The following is a 17630-nucleotide window of genomic DNA, read 5'->3' as shown; positions in this document are numbered from 1 at the left end:
GTACACGACATCCTGGATTCAGGGAACCATGGATAGTCGCCGACCATTCCAGGCCGACATGCGTCCTGCTGGCGTCTAGCGGCTGATCACATCTGGGCCGTCCCTGGGCCGTGCGAGGCCGCTCGGCAGCGACCAACGGCGACAACCGGTGACAGGTCACCTATCGGCGCGGCCAGCGAACGTCCAGGTGGCGGACCCCCGGCGGAACGCGTTTCCGTCCCGGGGTGGACGTCAGGCAAGATGGGGTGTATCTGCCCACACATCGATTGCCGGACGGTTTCTCTTGGCTGAGTACATCTACACGATGCGCAAGACGCGCAAGGCGCACGGCGACAAGGTGATCCTTGACGACGTCACGCTGAGCTTCCTGCCGGGAGCGAAGATCGGTGTGGTGGGTCCCAACGGTGCCGGTAAGTCCACGGTGCTGAAGATCATGGCGGGACTGGAGCAGCCCTCCAACGGCGACGCGTTCCTGTCGCCCGGCTTCAGCGTCGGCATCCTCATGCAGGAGCCGAAGCTCGACGAGTCGAAGACCGTTCTGGAGAACGTCCAGGACGGCGCCGCCGAGATCATGGGCAAGCTCACGCGCTTCAACGAGGTCGCCGAGCTCATGGCGACCGACTACTCCGACGCGCTGCTCGAAGAGATGGGCAAGCTCCAGGAGGACCTCGACCACGCCAACGCCTGGGACCTCGACGCGCAGCTCGAACAGGCCATGGACGCGCTGGGCTGCCCGCCCGGCGACTGGCCCGTCACCAACCTCTCCGGTGGCGAGAAGCGCCGTGTCGCGCTCTGCAAGCTGCTGATCGAGGCCCCCGACCTGCTGCTCCTCGACGAGCCCACCAACCACCTCGACGCCGAGTCGGTGAACTGGCTGGAGCAGCACCTGTCGAAGTACGCGGGCGCCGTTGTCGCCGTCACCCACGACCGGTACTTCCTGAACAACGTCGCGGAGTGGATCCTCGAGCTCGACCGCGGCCGCGCGATCCCCTACGAGGGCAACTACTCGACGTACCTCGACAAGAAGTCCGCCCGCCTCAAGGTCGAGGGCCGCAAGGACGAGAAGCGCCAGAAGCGGCTCAAGGAAGAGCTCGAGTGGGTCCGCTCCAACGCCAAGGGCCGCCAGACCAAGTCGAAGGCGCGTCTCGCCCGGTACGAGGAGATGGCCGCCGAGGCGGACAAGATGCGGAAGCTGGACTTCGAGGAGATCCAGATCCCGCCGGGCCCGCGTCTCGGTTCCATCGTGGTCGAGGTCAACAACCTCTCCAAGGCGTTCGGTGACAAGGTGCTGATCGACGACCTGTCGTTCACGCTGCCGCGCAACGGCATCGTCGGCGTCATCGGCCCGAACGGCGCCGGCAAGACCACGCTGTTCAAGATGATCCAGGGTCTGGAGACCCCGGACTCCGGCGCGATCAAGGTCGGCGAGACCGTCAAGATCAGCTACGTCGACCAGAGCCGCGCCAACATCGACCCCAAGAAGACCCTCTGGGCGGTCGTGTCGGACGAGCTCGACTACATCAACGTCGGCCAGGTCGAGATGCCTTCGCGGGCGTACGTCTCCGCGTTCGGCTTCAAGGGCCCGGACCAGCAGAAGCCGGCCGGCGTCCTGTCCGGCGGTGAGCGCAACCGCCTCAACCTGGCCCTGACGCTCAAGGAGGGCGGCAACCTGCTGCTCCTCGACGAGCCGACGAACGACCTCGACGTCGAGACCCTGTCGTCGCTGGAGAACGCGCTCCTGGAGTTCCCGGGCGCGGCCGTGGTGATCTCCCACGACCGCTGGTTCCTGGACCGGGTCGCGACGCACATCCTCGCCTACGAGGGTGACTCCAAGTGGTACTGGTTCGAGGGCAACTTCGAGTCGTACGAGAAGAACAAGGTCGAGCGCCTGGGCGCGGACGCGACGCGTCCGCACCGGGCGACGTACAAGAAGCTGACGCGAGGCTGACCTTGTCGCGTCACATCTACCGCTGTCCTCTGCGCTGGTCGGACATGGACGCCTTCGGGCATGTCAACAACGTCGTCTTCCTCCGGTACCTGGAGGAGGCGCGGATCGACTTCATGTTCCGGCTGGCGCCGGGGGACGGCTCGCCGTCGTTCGCGGGCGGGTCCGTCGTGGCCCGGCACGAGATCGACTACAAGCTGCCGCTGGTCCACCGGCACGAGCCGGTGACCATCGAGTCGTGGGTCACGAAGATAGGCGCGGCGTCGCTGACGATCGCGTACGAGGTCAAGGACACGGACGCCGACGGCTCCGAGCGCGTGTACGTGCGCGCCTCGACGGTCGTCGTGCCGTACGACCTGGAAGCGGCCCGGCCGCGCCGGATCTCGGCGGAGGAGAAGTCCTTCCTCCTGGAGTACCTGGACGACGGCGACGGCGGCCGGTCCGGCCGCCGGTCCCCGCAGGGGGCTGTCGCCGCATGACGGCGCTCGGACGGCGGCTGGTGCTCGCCGACGTGGGGGAGGCGGCCGATCTCGCCGCCTTCCTCGGCCGGCTGATCCACTACGACCGGGCCGCGGCGGTACGGCTCCAGGCGGGCGCCGGGGCGGTGGCCGTGTTCGGGCGGCCGCCGTCGTTCGAGGTGCTGGCCGTCCGCACCTCCCGCCTCGCGGTCGCCGTCACCGCCGGCGGTGGCCCGGGGGCCGCAGCGGACCCGGGCGGGCTGGACGTCACCGTCTCGGCCGGGCAGCTCCTCGAAGGCATCGACGAGGGCACCGGTGCGGTCGTGGTGCCGCAGGCCGTGACCGGCCCGCCGTGGGCCGGTGTGCTTCCGCCCCGCGGCGGCTGGCGGCAGGTCGCCGGGCTGCCGGGGCCGGACGCGATGCGCGCGGTGGTCGCCGCCGCGGTCGCGGAGTTCCGCGCACGGGACGAGGCGCTGGCACCGGACGACAGGACCCGGGCCGCCCGGGACCGTATCGGCCGCGAGATCTGGTCACGCACGCTCGGCGACACGGAACTGCCGCTGCGGGCCGTGCACGCCGCCCACTCGCTGGGCTTCCTGCGCCCCGGCGCGGACCCGTCCGCCGTGGCGCTGCTGTCCGCCGCGGGCTGGCTCCGGCTGCGCACCCCCTACGGCTCGGTCGCGGTACGCCGCGCCGGGCTCGGGGTGCTCTCGGTGGCCCCGGTATAGGTGAAACCCCTTCGGACTCCGGGCGACTCGACCGCCCGGAGTCCGAAGGGTCCTGCCCGGAGACAGCCGCTTGGAACGAGACGCGTCAGCCGTCCGTGTTGAGCATCGACGCGGCGGCGTACGTCAGGTAGTTCCACAACTGCCGCTCGTGCTCCTCGGACAGCCCGATGTCGTCGACGGCGACCCGCATGTGCTTGAGCCAGGCGTCGTGCGCGGCCTTGTCGACGGTGAACGGCGCGTGCCGCATCCGCAGACGGGGATGGCCGCGGTTGTCGCTGTACGTACGGGGTCCGCCCCAGTACTGCATCAGGAAGAGGGCCAGCCGCTCCTCGGCGGGGCCCAGATCCTCCTCCGGGTACATGGGCTTGAGCAGCGGGTCCTCCGCGACTCCCTGGTAGAACCGGTGCACCAGGCGCCGAAAGGTCTCCTCGCCGCCGACCTGCTCGTAGAAGGTCTGCTCCTGAAGCGTGCCGCGCGGAATCTCTTTCACCGGTCCATCGTCTCAGACGGACCGGCCGACGACCTAAGGACTAGGACCCGCCGCCCTCCGTCACCGGCCACGGCGGCCGACATCCGCCCCCGGCCACTCGCCCCACGGCCCCCGCCGCGCGACAGTGGGCGTATGGGCGGACCTGACGCGGACGTGTACGCCGGGGCACGTGCGGCACTGGTACGGGAGATGGTGGCGGCCGGCGCCCTCGGCGACCCCGCCTGGCGCGCGGCCTTCGCCGCGGTGCCGCGCCACCTGTTCGTGCCGTACTTCTTCGTCGCCGGCCCGGGGGGCCACCATCGGCTGTGGGGCGAGGATCCCGACCCGGAGCGCCGTGAGCGGTGGCTGCGCGGTGTGTACTCGGACGCCCCCCTCGCCACCCGCGTGCGCGGGAACGAGCTCGTCTCCTCCAGCAGCCAGCCGTCGCTGATGGCGGAGATGCTCGACGAACTCGACGTACGGGACGGGCACGCCGTACTGGAGATCGGCGCCGGCACCGGCTACAACGCGGCGCTGCTCGCCCACCGCCTCGGCGACCGGCTGGTCACCACGGTGGACCTCGAACCGGAGATCACCGAGTCGGCGCGCAGGCACCTGGAGGCGGCCGGCCACCGTCCGGCGGTGGTCACCGGCGACGGCACGCTCGGCTGTCCCGCAAGGGCGCCCTTCGACCGGATCATCGCGACCTGCGCCCTGTCGTCGGTGCCGCGCGCCTGGCTCGCGCAGTGCCGGCCGGGGGCGCGGATCCTGGCCCCGCTGGCGACCGGCCTGATCGCGCTGGACGTACGGGACACCTCGCACGCCGAGGGGCGCTTCCTGCACACGCCCGCCTACTTCGTCCCGCTGCGCGGAGCGGTCGACGAGGCAGCGCCGCGGCACCCGGGCGGGCTGCCGCGGCGCGCGGTGGAGAACGACCTGTTCCGGTTCATGCTGGCCCTGACCGCCGGCAGCATGGACCCGCACGAGGTGCTCACGCTGTGGCACCGCGAGCACCGGCCGTCCCGGGAGCGTTTCGGCGTCACGGTCACCGACACCGGCGAGTGGGCGTGGCTGGACGACCCGAGGGGCCCGTACGCGTGGCCCCTGGGCCGGCCGGCCGGGACCTACTGACCCCTGTGCACCGTGATCGTCGTCCAGGCGCCCACGTGGACGCGGTCGCCGTCCTGGAGCGGGACCGGCACGTACGGCTGGATCGGGTCCTCGGCGCCGTTGACCGTGGTGCCGTTCGTCGAGTTCTGGTCGACGACCGCCCAGGAGCCGTCGGGCTGCTGGACCAGGACCGCGTGCTGGTGCGAGACGCCCGGGTCCTCCGGCGGCACGGACAGGTCGATGTCCGGCGCCTCGCCCGTGCTCTGCCGGCGGCGGCCGATGGTGACCTGGTTGCCCGTGAGCGGGCGCTGCTGCGCGGGTGAGTACGCGGGCAGGTTGAGGCCCGCGGCGTCGGGGCCGCTGCGCTGCATCATCGCCATGAAGTACTCGCGGTCGGGGCCCACGGTCGCGGTCCAGCCGGCCGGAGCGGGCGGCTGCCCCTGCCCTTGCTGCCCCTGGAACTGCTGCTGCGACTGCTGCGGCGCCTGCTGGTGGTGAGGCGGCTGGTGCTGCTGCTGCGGCGGCTGCTGAAGATGGTGCGGCTGCTGCTGCTGCGGAGGCTGCTGCCCCTGCGGCTGCCCCTGCGACGGCGGGGGCAGCATCCAGTCGTCCTCACCGTTGCGTTCCCGCTGCGGGGGAGCCGGCTGCTGGTGCTGCGGTGGCGCGTGCGGCGCCTGCTGCTGGAACTGCGGCGGACCCGGCTGCTGCTGCTGGAACGGCTGCTGCTGGAAACCGGGCGGGGGCGCCTGCCGGCCCGACGGCTCGGGCGTCAGCGGCTCGGCCGGCCGGTTCACCTGCGAGGGGCGCGAGCCCTGGTACTCGTACGCGGGCGGCGGGCCCTGCGGCGGCTGCCCCTGCGGCCGGGCCTGGAAGCCGGGCGGCAGGTTGAGGCCGGGAGCGGGGCCGGAGTTCTGCGGGGCCACGGGCGTGTAGGAGGTCGCCGTGTTGGTGAGGTAGTTCCAGCGGCACTCCTCACAGAACGGCGCCATCGCCTCGCGCGGCGTGCGGCACTGCGGGCAGATCTCCGCCTGCGCGGTCGCGTCGGGACCGGGCGGCGGGAAGCCGTAACCCGAACCGGGGCCGGGAGCGGGGGCGGACCCGGGACCCGGGCCCTGCGGGTAGCCGTAACCGGGGGCGGGCGGGGGCGGCGGGGGAGGCGGCGGCACGGCGCCGGCCATGCGATGGCCGCAGACCTCGCACCAGTCGTCGGAACCCGACTGGTGTCCGTTCGGGCAGGTCGGCATGTCGGCGCTTCCCCCTCTCTCGTCCGGCCCGAAGGCCGCAAATCGGTACTTCTCGCAGCTTTATGGTTACTTCTTGACGCGAACTGTCTTGGTCGAGCGCGTTTCGAGGGTCATCTCGTCCGCTTCCGCGACCTTCGCTTTCAGTCGCACAGTACCTGTCGTCGCGTCGACGACGTCCACCACCTTCGAAAGCAGTTTCGCGGTGTCCGCGTTCCCCGAAGCGGCCGCCAACTGCACCGCGCGCCCCAGTTTCGCCGTCGCTCCGTCGAAATCACCCGACTTGCGCGCTTCCAGGCCCTCTTGGATGACATGTGCCAGTTCGGCCTGGCCCGTGTAGTGCGCCACCTGGGGGTTGATGGAGGTGGACGCGGCCATGTCGTCCGTCCACACCGCCCGTACGAGGCCCTGCGACAGGGTCTGCGGCGTACCGCCCGAGGGATCGGGCAGGACGAGGGAGACCCGGGCCGCGAGCATCTCCTGGCCGATGCCGGCCTCCGGCACCCGTACGCACACGTGGTAGTCGCGGGACTCGTCGCCCCAGGAGCCCGTCGGGTAGTCCCCGGCGCGCGGGCCCGCCTCGGTGCGCCGCCCGGTCAGGTCCTCGACAGCGGGCGCGACCTGCTTGACGAATCGGATCTCCGCGCCGACGGGCGTCCACAGCCGCAGCGCCACGTCCGCGACCTCCTTGCCCATCGCCTTCTCCATCATCTGCGTGAAGTCCGCCGCCAGGCCCCTGGGATCGGCGACGATGTCGGCCGTGCCGAGCAGCGCCGAGGCGATGCCGGTGACCTCCTTGACGTCCCAGTCCGTGCCGACGCCGCGCGCGTCACAGGTGAAGCGGCCCGTGCAGGCTTCCAGCGCGTCCCGCAGGTGTCTGGGCGACTCGTGCTCGTTGCGCCCGTCGGTCAGCAGGACGCCGTGCCGGATGGGCACGTCCGCCCCGGCGAGCAGGTGATCGGCCAGGCGCAGCCAGGTGCTGATCGCCGTGCCGCCGCCGGCGGTCAGGCCGTGCACGGCCTCCTTCGCCCGGGCCCTGGTCACCTCGCTCGCGGTGGCGAGGCGCCCGTTGCCCGGGTAGACCTCCCTGGCCTGGTGCGTCCCGCTGACGACCGCGAAGGCGACGCCGTCGCGCAGGGTGTCGACGGCGGCAGCCGTGGCCTCCCGCGCGTTGCGCATCTTCGTCGGCGGGTACTCCATCGACCCCGAGCAGTCGATCATGATCACCACGGCGGCGCTCGGCGCGCCCGGTGCCTGCCCCACCGGTATGTACCCGGGCGAGGACCCGGCGAGCAGCCCGGCGGCTCCGCTCGTGCCGCCCCCGGTGGAGGTCACCGTGACGATCGCGTTGACCTCGCGGCCGCCCTCCGGCAGGTACTCGTTCTGGTAGACGTCGACGGAGAACTGCGGCACACGCGACTTGGAGAAGTTCGCCATGGTCTATCGGGCTCCTCAAGGCGGACGGAATCGCTCCACGCCCTCCACGCGAGGGGCGGTGCGGGCGGTCGAGGCAGTGGGTGAGTGGCGGGTGCGGTCGGAGTTCCGGGGCCTTACGCCGTGCCGTGAGCCGATCCTGCCCCTTGCTGCGCCATGGCGAACGGCAGGACGGCCACTGTTACGTTGTCGTGGCCCCCACCGTCGAGCGCGTGCCCGACCAGCACCTGGGCGCAGTGCAGCGGCCGGGCGGCGGCGTCGGCGGGCGCGGCCCGCGCCATCTCGTGCGCCGCCTCCGCGTAGTTCCACAGGCCGTCGGTGCACACCACGACCACGCCCGGCCGGTCCGGCTTGAAGGCGGCGGTGTGCGGCTCCAGTTCGTACGCGTCGGCGCCCAGCCAGCCCGTGATCGCGTGGGCGCGCTCGTCGGCGTACGCCTCCGCCTCGTTCATCAGGCCCGCGGCCACCATCTGGGCCGCCCACGAGTCGTCCTCGGTGAGACGGGCGGGCGGCGCGGTGCGGTCGTCGGGCACCCAGTAGACGCGGCTGTCGCCGACCCAGCCGACGACGAGCAGCCCGCTCGCCACGATCGCGCCGACCAGCGTGCAGGCGGGCGCGTTCGTGTGCTGCCGGTGCGGATCGTGCTCCGGGTCGTCGTCCGCCGCGTCGGCGAGGGAGTTGACCGACTCGGCGGCCGCGACGATCGCGTCGTGCATCGCCTGCTGCGGGTGCGTGCCGCGCGGCAGGGACTCCAGCAGGGACTCGTTGGCGGCGGTCGCGGCGGCCGCCGACGCCTCGTCCGGGCGGGTCGCCGACGACACGCCGTCGCAGACGATCGCCACGACGGCGGGCGATCCGTCGGGCAGGGCCGCCGCCGAGACCGCGAACGCGTCCTCGTTGCGGTGGTGGCGCAGGCCGCGGTCGCTGACGGCGGCCACCGCGTCCAGTTCCTGCTCCATGTGGTCGCGCTCGCGGGGCTGCGCGTGACCGCAGTTCTCGCAGTAGCCGTCCTCGTCGATCCGGCCGGCGCGGCACGCGACGCACACCTTCACGCCGGTGCCGGACACGGGCGCCTGCTCGGGCACGACGGAGCGCGGGTCGACGGGCGCCGGCCCGGCCTCCGGCGGCGCGGGCACGGAACCGGGCGCCGCCAGGACGAAGTCGCCGGATCCGGACGCCGCCGAGGGGGGATCGTCGTACCGTACGGCCGCGGGCCGCTGCGCGCCGGCGTCCGCCGCCGGGGGCACCGTGATGGCCACCGTGGGGTGGTCCACCGGAGCCTGTGCCAGGGCGGACAGGTCGTACCCGCACACCCCGCAGAACAGGTCCCCGGGCCCCAGCGGCTCTTCACAGCCGGGGCAGTTCGGCTCAGCAGGCGGCCGGCGCATCTGCGACATCTTTCACACCCAGGTCCGGGGGCGGAAACGGTTGGCCCGTTCCACCAGGTCGATCCTCTCCTCACCGCGCTGCGCGAGCCGGGCGAGCACCCGGTACGAGCGTTCCAGACCGAAGCGCAGGCCGCGCTCGTCCAGTTGGCTGCCGAGCAGCGCGGTCTGCGCGGGGCGAGCCCCGTGCCCACCGGAGAGTACCCAGTCCAGAGCGGTGCCCAGCACCTCGGTGGACAACTGCTCCCGGCGTACGGCGTCGAGTCCGAAGTGCTCCAGCGCCTCCACCTGGGCGGCCGCCGCCGTCAGGTCGTCGAGGAGCGCCTCCCGCGCGGCGCGCCGGCGAAGGCGCGCCCGTACGGCGGCGACCCGGGCCGCCGTGCAGTGGATCGACGACTCGGGCACGGACTCCAGCGTGTCGACGGCGCCCTGCCGGTCACCCGCCGCGAGCAGCACACGGGCGAGACCGAAGGCGGCGCTCACGTAACTCGGGTCGGTCGCCCATACGAGGCGGTAGTACTCGGCGGCGTTGTCGAGCTGTCCGAGGACCTCGGCGCACACGGCCAGGGCGAGCTTGGGGGCCGCCTCGCCGGGGAACGCGTCGTAGACCGCGTCGAAGGACAGGGCGGCGTTCTCGTCGTCCCCCGAGGCGAGGGAGGCGACGCCCCGGTACCAGACCACCCGCCAGTCGTCGGGGTGCTGGAGCTCCAGCGTGCGCAGCGCCTCCGCGGCGGTCTCCTGCTCGTCCATCTCCAGCCGGGCGCGCAGCTCGCGCAGCCGCAGCTCGACGGAGTCGGCGGGGGCGGACCGGAGCGCGGCCACCAGCTCCGCCGGCGCGGACGCCAGCAGACCGGCGAGGAAACCGGCGTTGGGATCGTCCGGGTCGACCCGTGGCACGGGCAGCGCCAGCGCGGTCGCCGCCGTGCGCACCGGCGCGAGGAAGGGCGTCGGCACCGGTACGCCGCCGGGCCCGGCACCGGGGGCGGCCCCCGGCGGCGCGACGGCCCCGGGCACGGTGACGGGCGCCGGCACGGCGGCCTGCGTGGCGGGGTGGGGCGCCGGGACGGCCGCCGCCGCGCGCCGCGCCCGCCGGCCCGCCGGGACCGCGCGGCCGCCCAGCAGCGAGACGTCCCCCGTCAGCTCGGCGAACAACTGGGTGTCCGCGACCCGCAGTTCCGGACCGAACAGTGTCGAGAGCGCCGGGCGCGGACGCCCCGTCTGGAGCGCCACGACCTCCCGCAGCACGCCCGTCAGCTGCTCCGCCATCTCCGCCGCCGAGGCGAACCGCCGCGCCGGGTCCGGGTCCGTCGCCCGTACCAGCAGCCGGTAGAAGGACTCGTACCGCCGGAAGACCTCGATGTGTCCGGGGTCGGGCAGGCTGTCCACGAAGACGTTCGTGTAGCCCTGGAAGTCGAACGTCAGCACGGCGAGCGTGCGCGCCACCGTGTAGAGGTCCGAGGCGACGGACGGGCCGACCTCGGCGACCTCGGGGGCCTGGTAGCCCACCGTGCCGTAGATCGCGCTCTCGTCGTCGTCCATCCGGCGGACCGCGCCCATGTCGATGAGCTTCAGCTGGTCGTGCTGCTGGATGGCGTTGTCGACCTTGAAGTCGCAGTACAGGAGGTTCCGGCTGTGCAGGTGCCCCAGCGCCTCCAGCGCCTCGATGCCGTACGCGCACGCCTGCTCGACCGGCAGCGGGTCCCGCCGCCCCGTCGGGCCGCGCCGCTCGTTGGCGATCTCCTTGAGCGACTTGCCGCCGACGTACTCCATGACGATGTAGCCGTCCAGGGAGCCGGTGCGCTGGTCGAGGTGCTCGACGAAGTTGTAGATGCGGACGATGTTGGAGTGCTCGATCTCGGCGAGGAAGCGCCGCTCGGAGATCGCCGCCGCCATCGCGTCCTGGTCGCCCGTGTCCAGCAGGCCCTTGAGCACGACCCACCGGTCCGACACCGCGTGGTCCACCGCCAGGTAGACCCAGCCCAGGCCGCCGTGCGCCAGGCAGCCCATCACCTCGTACTGGCCGTGCACGACGTCGCCCGCGGCCAGCTTCGGAACGAAGGAGTACGGGTGGCCGCACTTCGTGCAGAAGCCCTCGGTACGCCCCGTGCGGTCCCCGCGCGAACGCCCCACCGGCGCACCGCAGTCGGAGCGCGAACAGAACCGCTTGCGCTCGGGGACCTCCGGGTTCGCCATCACGGCGGACTGCGGATCCGGGCGCGGCACGTCCGGCACGGACACCAGGCCGGCGCCCAGCCGGTTGCGCCCGGACGCGCTCGACGACGCGCCGGAGCTGCGGACCGAGACCGAACGGGACGCGGACGCGCCCGACAGGGAGCGGGAGAGGCGGCCCGAGACCGAGCGGCGCGAGGTGGACGACCGGGACGAGCGGGAGGAGGACCGCGAGGAGCCCGTGGAGCCGCTGCGCGCGGACGAGCTGTCGCCGCCCCCGCGGCCCCGGCCGCCGGCCGCGATCCCGGTCGGCGGCGACGACAGCATGCCCTCCCCGGGCTCCCGGTTGTGCTCGGACGGGGGAGACCCGACGGGCGGGGCGACCGGCGCGAGACCGCAGGTGTCGCAGTAGAACTCGCCGCCGCCCATGTCCTCGTACGCGCCACCGCAGCCGGGGCGCAGGCACTGGCTCATGACGGTCTCCCCGTGTAGTCGCCGGGCCCGGCCCCCCGCGGCACCAGCAGTTCGGCGGCGGCCTGCTGGTACCGCAGCACCGCCTGTTCGGCGACCCGCAGGTCGCACGGCGCGCTCCACAGCATGCGGCGGGCCGCGTCGTACCGCTCGATCAGCACCGGGTCCTCCGCCATGCCGTGCCGGGCCACCTTCGCCTTGTACGCGTCCAGCCGGCCCCGCAGCTCGGCCCGCACCGCCAGCGGCGCGGTCACCGCCGTCAACGACTCGCGGGCCCGCAGCAGTTCGTCCTCGGCCTCGCGCTCCAGCGACTCCAGGAGCGGCGAGAGCCGGTGCCACTGGGCGTGCCTGCGGTAGTCGGCCGCCAGTACCAGCTGCTCCTGGAGCGCGGTCGGCGGACCCCCGACCGCCGGGACCTCCGACGCGGCGATCTTCGCCAGCACCTCGCCGCGCGCCGATCTGGCCTCGGCCAGCGTGCGGTCCGCGCGCGAGAGCACGTCCCGCAGCCGCACCAGCCGCTGCTCGGCGTCCTGCCGTACGGTCAGGACCGCGTCGATCTCGCGCCGCACGTCCTCCAGGGCGCGGGCCGCCCGGTCGTAGCGCTCGGTGTCCGGACGGCCGCCGCCGGGAGCCGAACTGCCGAGCCCCGGACGCCAGAACGCGAGCGGGTCGGTCACCACCTGGGTGCGCAGCGCACTCAGCTCGTGCGTGATGTCCTCCAGGTCGTCGCCGGACGGGTGCTCGCCCGGCCGTACGCCGACGGAGTGCGCCAGCGACCGCGTGCGCCGGAGCTCCGCCGCGAGGAGGTCGATCCGGGCCGGCAGCGCCGACCACACCGCGTCCGCCGTCACGACCGTGTCGAGCGACCGCGCGTACAGGTCGTTCATCCGGGACACCAGGGCCGCCAGCGTGATGTGCTCGGACAGCTTCGCGGGCCCGGTGATCGACGGCTGGGCGTGGGCGGAGGGGCCGCCCGCCACGGTCACGCTCTCGCCGCGCAGGATGTCGGTCAGCTCGGCCAGGTCCGCGCGGTTGGGGAAGCGCCGCCGGGCCCGCAGTTCACGGGCGGCGCGCAGGGCGGCGCTGTACGTGTCGAAGTACGACCACAGCAGGGTGATGGCCGGCTCGGTGGCGTTCCAGCGTTCCAGCGTGACGCCCGTCAGCTCGGCGCCCTCCAGCAGCCTGCGGCCCGCGTGGTCCTGGAGCGCCAGGAGCGAGGTCTCGATCGCCTCGTACTCCGCACCGAGCCGTGCCAGCGCACGGTCCACCTCGTCCCGGTCCATCACCGGCCCGGTGGCACCCGCCGCCACGCTCATCGATCACCTCTCCGCTCATGTGTCGCGATGTGCTCCGACGTACAGCCCCGTGTCGTTCTGCCCAGCATCCAACCGGCTCAATTGTCCCGGTACTTCGGCTCCGGCGGCTTCTCGATCCCCGGCAGGTCCTCCTTCAGCCATTTGGCGTACGCCCGCATCCACCGGCCGTCCTTCCCGCCCTCGCGGTAGCCGTCCAGGACGTGGTTCACCCGCCGCACCAGGTCGTCGTTGCCGAGCTTCGTCGCGACGCCGTAGTACTCGCGGGTGAACGGTTCGCCCTTGAGCTCGACCGCCGGGTCCTGCGCCGCCTGGCCGGCCGCCAGGGCGTTGTCCGTGACCACGGCGTCGACCTCGCCGAGCTGGAGCCGCACCAGGCAGTCGAGCTGGCTGGACACGGTGAGCCCCTCGAACTTCGCGCCGAACGACTTCGCGGCCAGGGCGTCGTACGCCGTGGAGCCCTTCGCCGTGCAGACCCGCTTGCCGGCGAGCGACGAGTCGTAGCCCGTGACCGTCGACTTCTCGGGGGCGAGGACCTGCTGCCCCGCCTGGAAGTACGCGGTGGAGAACGCCACGTCCTTGATGCGCTCGCAGTTGACCGTCATCGTCCTGACGACGACGTCGACCCTGCCCTCCTGAAGGGCGAGGATGCGCTGGTTGGTCGGTATGGCGCGGTAGACGACCTTGTCCGGGTCGCCGAGTATGTCCTCCGCGACGGCGCGCACCAGGTCGATGTCGAAGCCTTCCAGGTCACCGGTGGCCGGGTTGCGGTAGCCCCAGCGGAAGCTGTTCTGGTCGACGCCCGCGATCAGTCTGCCCCGCGCCTTGATCTTCTCGACGGCGGGCCCGTCCGCGGCCGACGGCCGCAGGCTGGCCTCCGGGTCCTCGCAGGCGTCCGCCCGCGCGGCGACCGCCCGCGTCGCACCCTGCCCCGCCGCGTCCCGGCCCTGCCCGTCCCCGGCGCCGTGCGAGAGCGGCAGCAGCGTCACGGCGGCCGTCAGCGCGCAGGCAGCGGCCATCGAGGCCACTCCGCCCCATCCGCGCAGCCTGCCGCCCGTGCCGCCGTTCCGGCTGCCCGTCCTGGTCACCGCGCCTCCCGCCACCCGTATCACCTGTACTCCGAAAGCCTGCGCCCGATGCCGAGGACGGCCCCCGCCGCGCCCAGCACCGCCAGGATCGCGGCGCCGAGCGGCAGCCCGGTGAGCGCGCCCCGGCTGCTTTCGGCCGCCCGCGTGAACTCCGCCTGCTCGTGCGCGAGGGCCTTCTCCAGCGCCGCGTCGACCCCGTTGAAGCACTCGCCGGTGGAGCCCTTGTCGCCGATGACCTTGGCCAGGGCGCCCTCGTAGTCGCCGTCGTCGTCGGTGGCCCGGGCGACGGTGTGCCGCTTCAGCCACTCGTCGGCCTTGGCGGTCGCGTCCTTCACCGGTGCGCCGCCCTGCGGGTCGTCGGCGAGCGCGCGGGCCCGGGCGAGGCGCCGCCCCAGTTCCTTCATGCCGTCGGCGTACTGCGATTCGTACAGGTCCCGCTTGCCGTCGGCGGCCAGTACGGCGCCGCGCGCCACCAGGGTGAGGTTCTCGTTGGCGCGGGCGTTGAGGGAGGTGATGCGCGCGTCGTTGAGGACTTCGAGCGACGCCTGGCCGTGGGCCATGGCGTCCTCCAGCTCGGACCGCGCCATGACGTGCCCGACGCCGAGCCAGAGCAGGACGACGGCCGAGGTGACGCTCGCGGCCAGCAGGCCGTGGTTGAACACCCGGTTCGTCCGCCGGTAGTTGCGCCGCTGGGCCCAGGTGAGGCCGGCCAGCGCCAGCACTCCGAGCCCGAGTCCGACGAACGGCCAGGCGCGGGCGTTCTCGTAGTCCTCGCCGAGCGTGCTCGTCTCCGCCGTGTAGAGCCGCTCGGCGGCCGGCAGCAGCTTGGTGGTCATGCGCTCGTTCGCGTACCGCAGGTAGGCCCCGCCGAGCGGAAGGCCGAGCCGGTTGTTGGCGCGGGCGCGCTCCACCAGGCCCGTGTACTGCGGAAGCTGGGTGTTGAGCGCGGCGATCTCGCGCCCCGAGGCGCTGGTGCTCTCCGTGTGCGACGCGGCCTTCGCGAGCAGGGCGGAGGCGGTCGCGATGTCGTCCTCGTACCGCTCCCGCAGGTCCTTCGGCTCCTGCGCGCCCGCGAGGAAACCACTGGCGGCGGCGGAGTCGGCGTCGGCGAGGGAGCGGTAGATGCTCGCGGCGTCGGCGCTCAGCGGCTGGCTGCGGGTCACGACGTTCCCGGCGGCACTCGCCCGGGCGGTCATCTCCCAGGCGGTCACCGCGCCGAACGCGACGACGAGGGCGGCCACCAGCGCGCCGATGACGCGCAGCCGGCCGGGCTCCGTCGTGGCGCCGGCGCGCAGCCGGTCCACGCCCTCCGCCCACGCGGTCCGTGCGGGCGGTCGCGCCTCGCGCACATGCGGCGGATGTGCCACGTGACCTCCCCCTCGGTCATTGACGGTCTGCCGTGCCCGGCAAGCAGTATGGCCGCAGGGACCGGTATCCACACCAGGATTGGCGCGATCTTGTGCGTGATCAAGGCTTCACAGGTACTGAACTCCCCTCCCTGTACACGCGGAACGCGCCGCCGCGGTTCCCCCGGCGGGCCCCCGTGGCCGGATCCCGCGCCCCCGCCGCGGCATCCGGCCCGCGCCCTCTACGCCCAGTGCGACCGCAGCCGTTCGTGCGCCCCGGGCGCGGCCCCCGTGCGGTCCAGGCCCAGGAGGGCCGCGCCCAGCACCGGCGGGGCCGTCACCACGCGGAGCACCGCCTTCGGCGCCCGCTCCGCCATCAGCTCCGTGACGCGGGCGTCCAGCGCAGGGTGGCGGGCCGCAAGGACGCTGCCGCCCAGCACCACCGGCGCCTCCTGGCCGAGCAGGTCCAGGCGTGCCAGCGCCACCACGGCCATCGCGACGACCTCCCGCGCCTGCCGGTCGACGAGCGACCGGGCGACCGGATCCCCCGCCGCGCCGACCGCGAACAGCACGGGCGCCAGTTCGTGCCGCCGCCCCGGCGCGACGCGCCCCAGGTGCAGTGCCTCGATCAGCGCGTACATCGACGGCAGCCCGAAGTGCGCCGGCAGCGCCCGCGCCAGCTCCGTGGGCTCGCCCCGGCCGTCCTCCGCCCGCGCCGCCCACCACAGGGCCTCGTCCGCCAGCCCCCCGCCGCCGCCCCAGTCGCCGGAGAGCCGCCCGATCGCCGGGAACCGGGCGGTGCGCCCGTCCGGCAGCATGCCGACGCAGTTGATCCCGGCCCCGCAGACCACCGCCACCCCTCGCGGCTCGTCGACACCCGCCCGCAGGACCGCGAACGTGTCGTTGCGGACCTCCGTCGTACGCCCCCAGCCGCGCGCGTGCACCGCCGTCTGCAACTCCTGCTCCTCCACCGGCAGATCGGCGTTGGCCAGGCAGGCGGAGACGTGGTCGGCCGGCTCGTCCACGCCCGCCACCGCCAGCGCCCGGCCCACCGTCTCCGCCAGCGCGTCGACGGCCGCCCGCACCCCCACCACCGGCGGCTGGAAGCCACCGCCGCGCGCGGTGGACAGGACCGAGCCGTCCGCCGCGACCACCGCCACGTCCGTCTTGCTGTTGCCCGCGTCGATGGCGACGACCGCCGCGCTCACGCCCACGCCAGGTGCTCCCGGTTGTGCGCGATCAGCCGGTCGGTGAGCCCGTCGGCGTACTCGAACTGCCCGACCAGGGGGTGCGCCAGCAGCGCCCTGAACACGCGGTCGCGTCCGCCGCGCAGCGCCGCATCCAGGGCCAGCTCCTCGTACGCCGTCACGTGGGCGACGAGCCCCGCGTACAGCGGGTCCAGCTCCGGCACGGCCAGCGGGGTCGCGCCCGTGCGGTCCACCCGCGCCTGCACCTCCACGACGGCGTCGTCCGCGAGGAACGGCAGCGTGCCGTTGTTGTACGTGTTGACGACCTGCACCCGGCCGCCGCCGTCGCCCAGCAGCGACGCCGCCAGGTCCACCGCCGCCTCCGAGTAGAACGCGCCGCCGCGCTGGGCGAGCAGCGCGGGCTTCTCGGCCAGCGCCGGGTCGCCGTACATGGCCAGCAGCTCCGCCTCCATCCGCGCCACCTCGGCGGCCCGGGACGGCTTCGTCCGCAGCTCCCGCACCACCTCGTCGTGCGCGTAGAAATAGCGCAGGTAGTAGGAGGGGACGACCCCGAGGCGGTCGAGCACCGCGCGCGGCAGGCGCAGGTCGTCGGCGATCGCGTCACCGTGCTCGGCGAGCAGCCCGGGCAGCACGTCCTCGCCGGACGGTCCGCCGAGGCGCACCCCCAGCTCCCAGCTGAGGTGGTTGAGGCCCACGTGGTTCAGGTGTACGTCGGCGGGCGCCACGTCCAGCAGCTTCGCGAACTTCCGCTGGAAGCCGATCGCCACGTTGCACAGCCCGACGGCCTTGTGGCCGGCCTGGAGCAGCGCGCGCGTCACGATGCCGACCGGGTTGGTGAAGTCGATGATCCACGCGTCCGGATTCGCGCGCCGTACCCGCTCCGCGATGTCCAGGACGACCGGGACCGTGCGCAGCGCCTTCGCGAGACCGCCCGCGCCCGTCGTCTCCTGCCCGACGCAGCCGCACTCCAGCGGCCACGTCTCGTCCCGTTCGCGCGCCGCCTGGCCGCCGACCCTCAGCTGGAGCAGCACCGCGTCGGCGTCCGCGACGCCCGCGTCCAGGTCCGAGGTGGTCGTGACGCGGCCCGGGTGGCCCTGCTTGGCGAAGATGCGGCGGGCGAGCCCGCCCACCAGGTCGAGCCGGTCGGCGGCCGGGTCGACGAGGACCAGTTCCCCGATCGGCAGGGTGTCCCGCAGCCGGGCGAACCCGTCGATCAGTTCGGGGGTGTAGGTGGATCCGCCCCCCACTACAGCGAGCTTCATTGC

General features: G+C 73.4%; 14 protein-coding genes. 4 read left to right on the top strand and 10 right to left on the bottom strand.

What is annotated here, in order from left to right; translation table 11 throughout:
* Positions 1-283 precede the first annotated feature (283 nt).
* Genes ettA through ACWGH0_RS20240 form a run of 3 tightly spaced genes read left to right on the top strand, consistent with a single transcriptional unit; the run spans position 284 to position 3131 of the window.
* Entirely contained in the window at positions 284-1948 is a 1665-nt protein-coding gene (gene ettA, locus ACWGH0_RS20250) for an energy-dependent translational throttle protein EttA (protein WP_453405552.1), read from the top strand.
* Positions 1949-1950: 2 nt separating this feature from the next.
* Positions 1951-2424: an acyl-CoA thioesterase gene (locus ACWGH0_RS20245; protein WP_453405551.1), complete on the top strand. Its 474-nt coding sequence runs from the start codon at positions 1951-1953 to the stop codon at positions 2422-2424.
* The gene (locus ACWGH0_RS20240) at positions 2421-3131 is read left to right on the top strand and encodes a hypothetical protein (protein ID WP_453405550.1); all 711 of its coding nucleotides are present in this window, start codon (positions 2421-2423) and stop codon (positions 3129-3131) included. The genes ACWGH0_RS20245 and ACWGH0_RS20240 overlap by 4 nt, the downstream gene beginning before the upstream one ends.
* A gap of 85 nt (positions 3132-3216) precedes the next feature.
* Here the strand turns inward: ACWGH0_RS20240 and ACWGH0_RS20235 are convergent, their stop codons facing one another.
* The gene (locus ACWGH0_RS20235) at positions 3217-3621 is read right to left on the bottom strand and encodes a globin (protein WP_453405549.1); all 405 of its coding nucleotides are present in this window, start codon (positions 3619-3621) and stop codon (positions 3217-3219) included.
* Between the two features lie 132 nt (positions 3622-3753).
* Between ACWGH0_RS20235 and ACWGH0_RS20230 the strand changes: the two genes are divergently transcribed.
* Positions 3754-4731: a methyltransferase domain-containing protein gene (locus ACWGH0_RS20230; protein WP_453405548.1), complete on the top strand. Its 978-nt coding sequence runs from the start codon at positions 3754-3756 to the stop codon at positions 4729-4731.
* Here the strand turns inward: ACWGH0_RS20230 and ACWGH0_RS20225 are convergent.
* The 9 genes from ACWGH0_RS20225 to ACWGH0_RS20185 form a co-directional block, all read right to left on the bottom strand.
* Positions 4725-5954, bottom strand: a complete 1230-nt coding sequence (locus tag ACWGH0_RS20225; RefSeq protein WP_453405547.1) for an FHA domain-containing protein — start codon at positions 5952-5954, stop codon at positions 4725-4727. The two genes, ACWGH0_RS20230 and ACWGH0_RS20225, sit on opposite strands and share 7 nt — an antisense overlap.
* Positions 5955-6020: 66 nt before the next feature.
* The gene (locus ACWGH0_RS20220) at positions 6021-7388 is read right to left on the bottom strand and encodes a vWA domain-containing protein (protein WP_453405546.1); all 1368 of its coding nucleotides are present in this window, start codon (positions 7386-7388) and stop codon (positions 6021-6023) included.
* A gap of 113 nt (positions 7389-7501) precedes the next feature.
* The gene (locus tag ACWGH0_RS20215) at positions 7502-8782 is read right to left on the bottom strand and encodes a protein phosphatase 2C domain-containing protein (RefSeq protein ID WP_453405545.1); all 1281 of its coding nucleotides are present in this window, start codon (positions 8780-8782) and stop codon (positions 7502-7504) included.
* A gap of 3 nt (positions 8783-8785) precedes the next feature.
* The gene (locus ACWGH0_RS20210; protein WP_453405544.1) at positions 8786-11413 is read right to left on the bottom strand and encodes a tetratricopeptide repeat protein; all 2628 of its coding nucleotides are present in this window, start codon (positions 11411-11413) and stop codon (positions 8786-8788) included.
* Complete coding sequence (locus ACWGH0_RS20205; RefSeq protein WP_453405588.1) at positions 11410-12693, bottom strand: hypothetical protein; 1284 nt, start codon at positions 12691-12693, stop codon at positions 11410-11412. Before ACWGH0_RS20205 ends, ACWGH0_RS20210 begins: the two co-directional genes overlap by 4 nt.
* Before the next feature lie 110 nt (positions 12694-12803).
* The gene (locus ACWGH0_RS20200; protein ID WP_453405543.1) at positions 12804-13811 is read right to left on the bottom strand and encodes a glutamate ABC transporter substrate-binding protein; all 1008 of its coding nucleotides are present in this window, start codon (positions 13809-13811) and stop codon (positions 12804-12806) included.
* 20 nt (positions 13812-13831) lie between these two features.
* Positions 13832-15178 (bottom strand): hypothetical protein, encoded by a 1347-nt coding sequence (locus tag ACWGH0_RS20195; protein ID WP_453405542.1) that lies wholly within the window; start codon positions 15176-15178, stop codon positions 13832-13834.
* Positions 15179-15399: 221 nt separating this feature from the next.
* Positions 15400-16371, bottom strand: a complete 972-nt coding sequence (locus ACWGH0_RS20190) for an N-acetylglucosamine kinase (RefSeq protein WP_453405541.1) — start codon at positions 16369-16371, stop codon at positions 15400-15402.
* Complete coding sequence (locus ACWGH0_RS20185) at positions 16362-17627, bottom strand: 6-phospho-beta-glucosidase (RefSeq protein WP_453405587.1); 1266 nt, start codon at positions 17625-17627, stop codon at positions 16362-16364. The genes ACWGH0_RS20190 and ACWGH0_RS20185 overlap by 10 nt, the downstream gene beginning before the upstream one ends.
* Positions 17628-17630 lie beyond the last annotated feature (3 nt).

The organism is Streptomyces sp. NPDC054887 (assembly GCF_053610585.1).
This window is presented reverse-complemented; position numbering and strand designations above follow the sequence as displayed.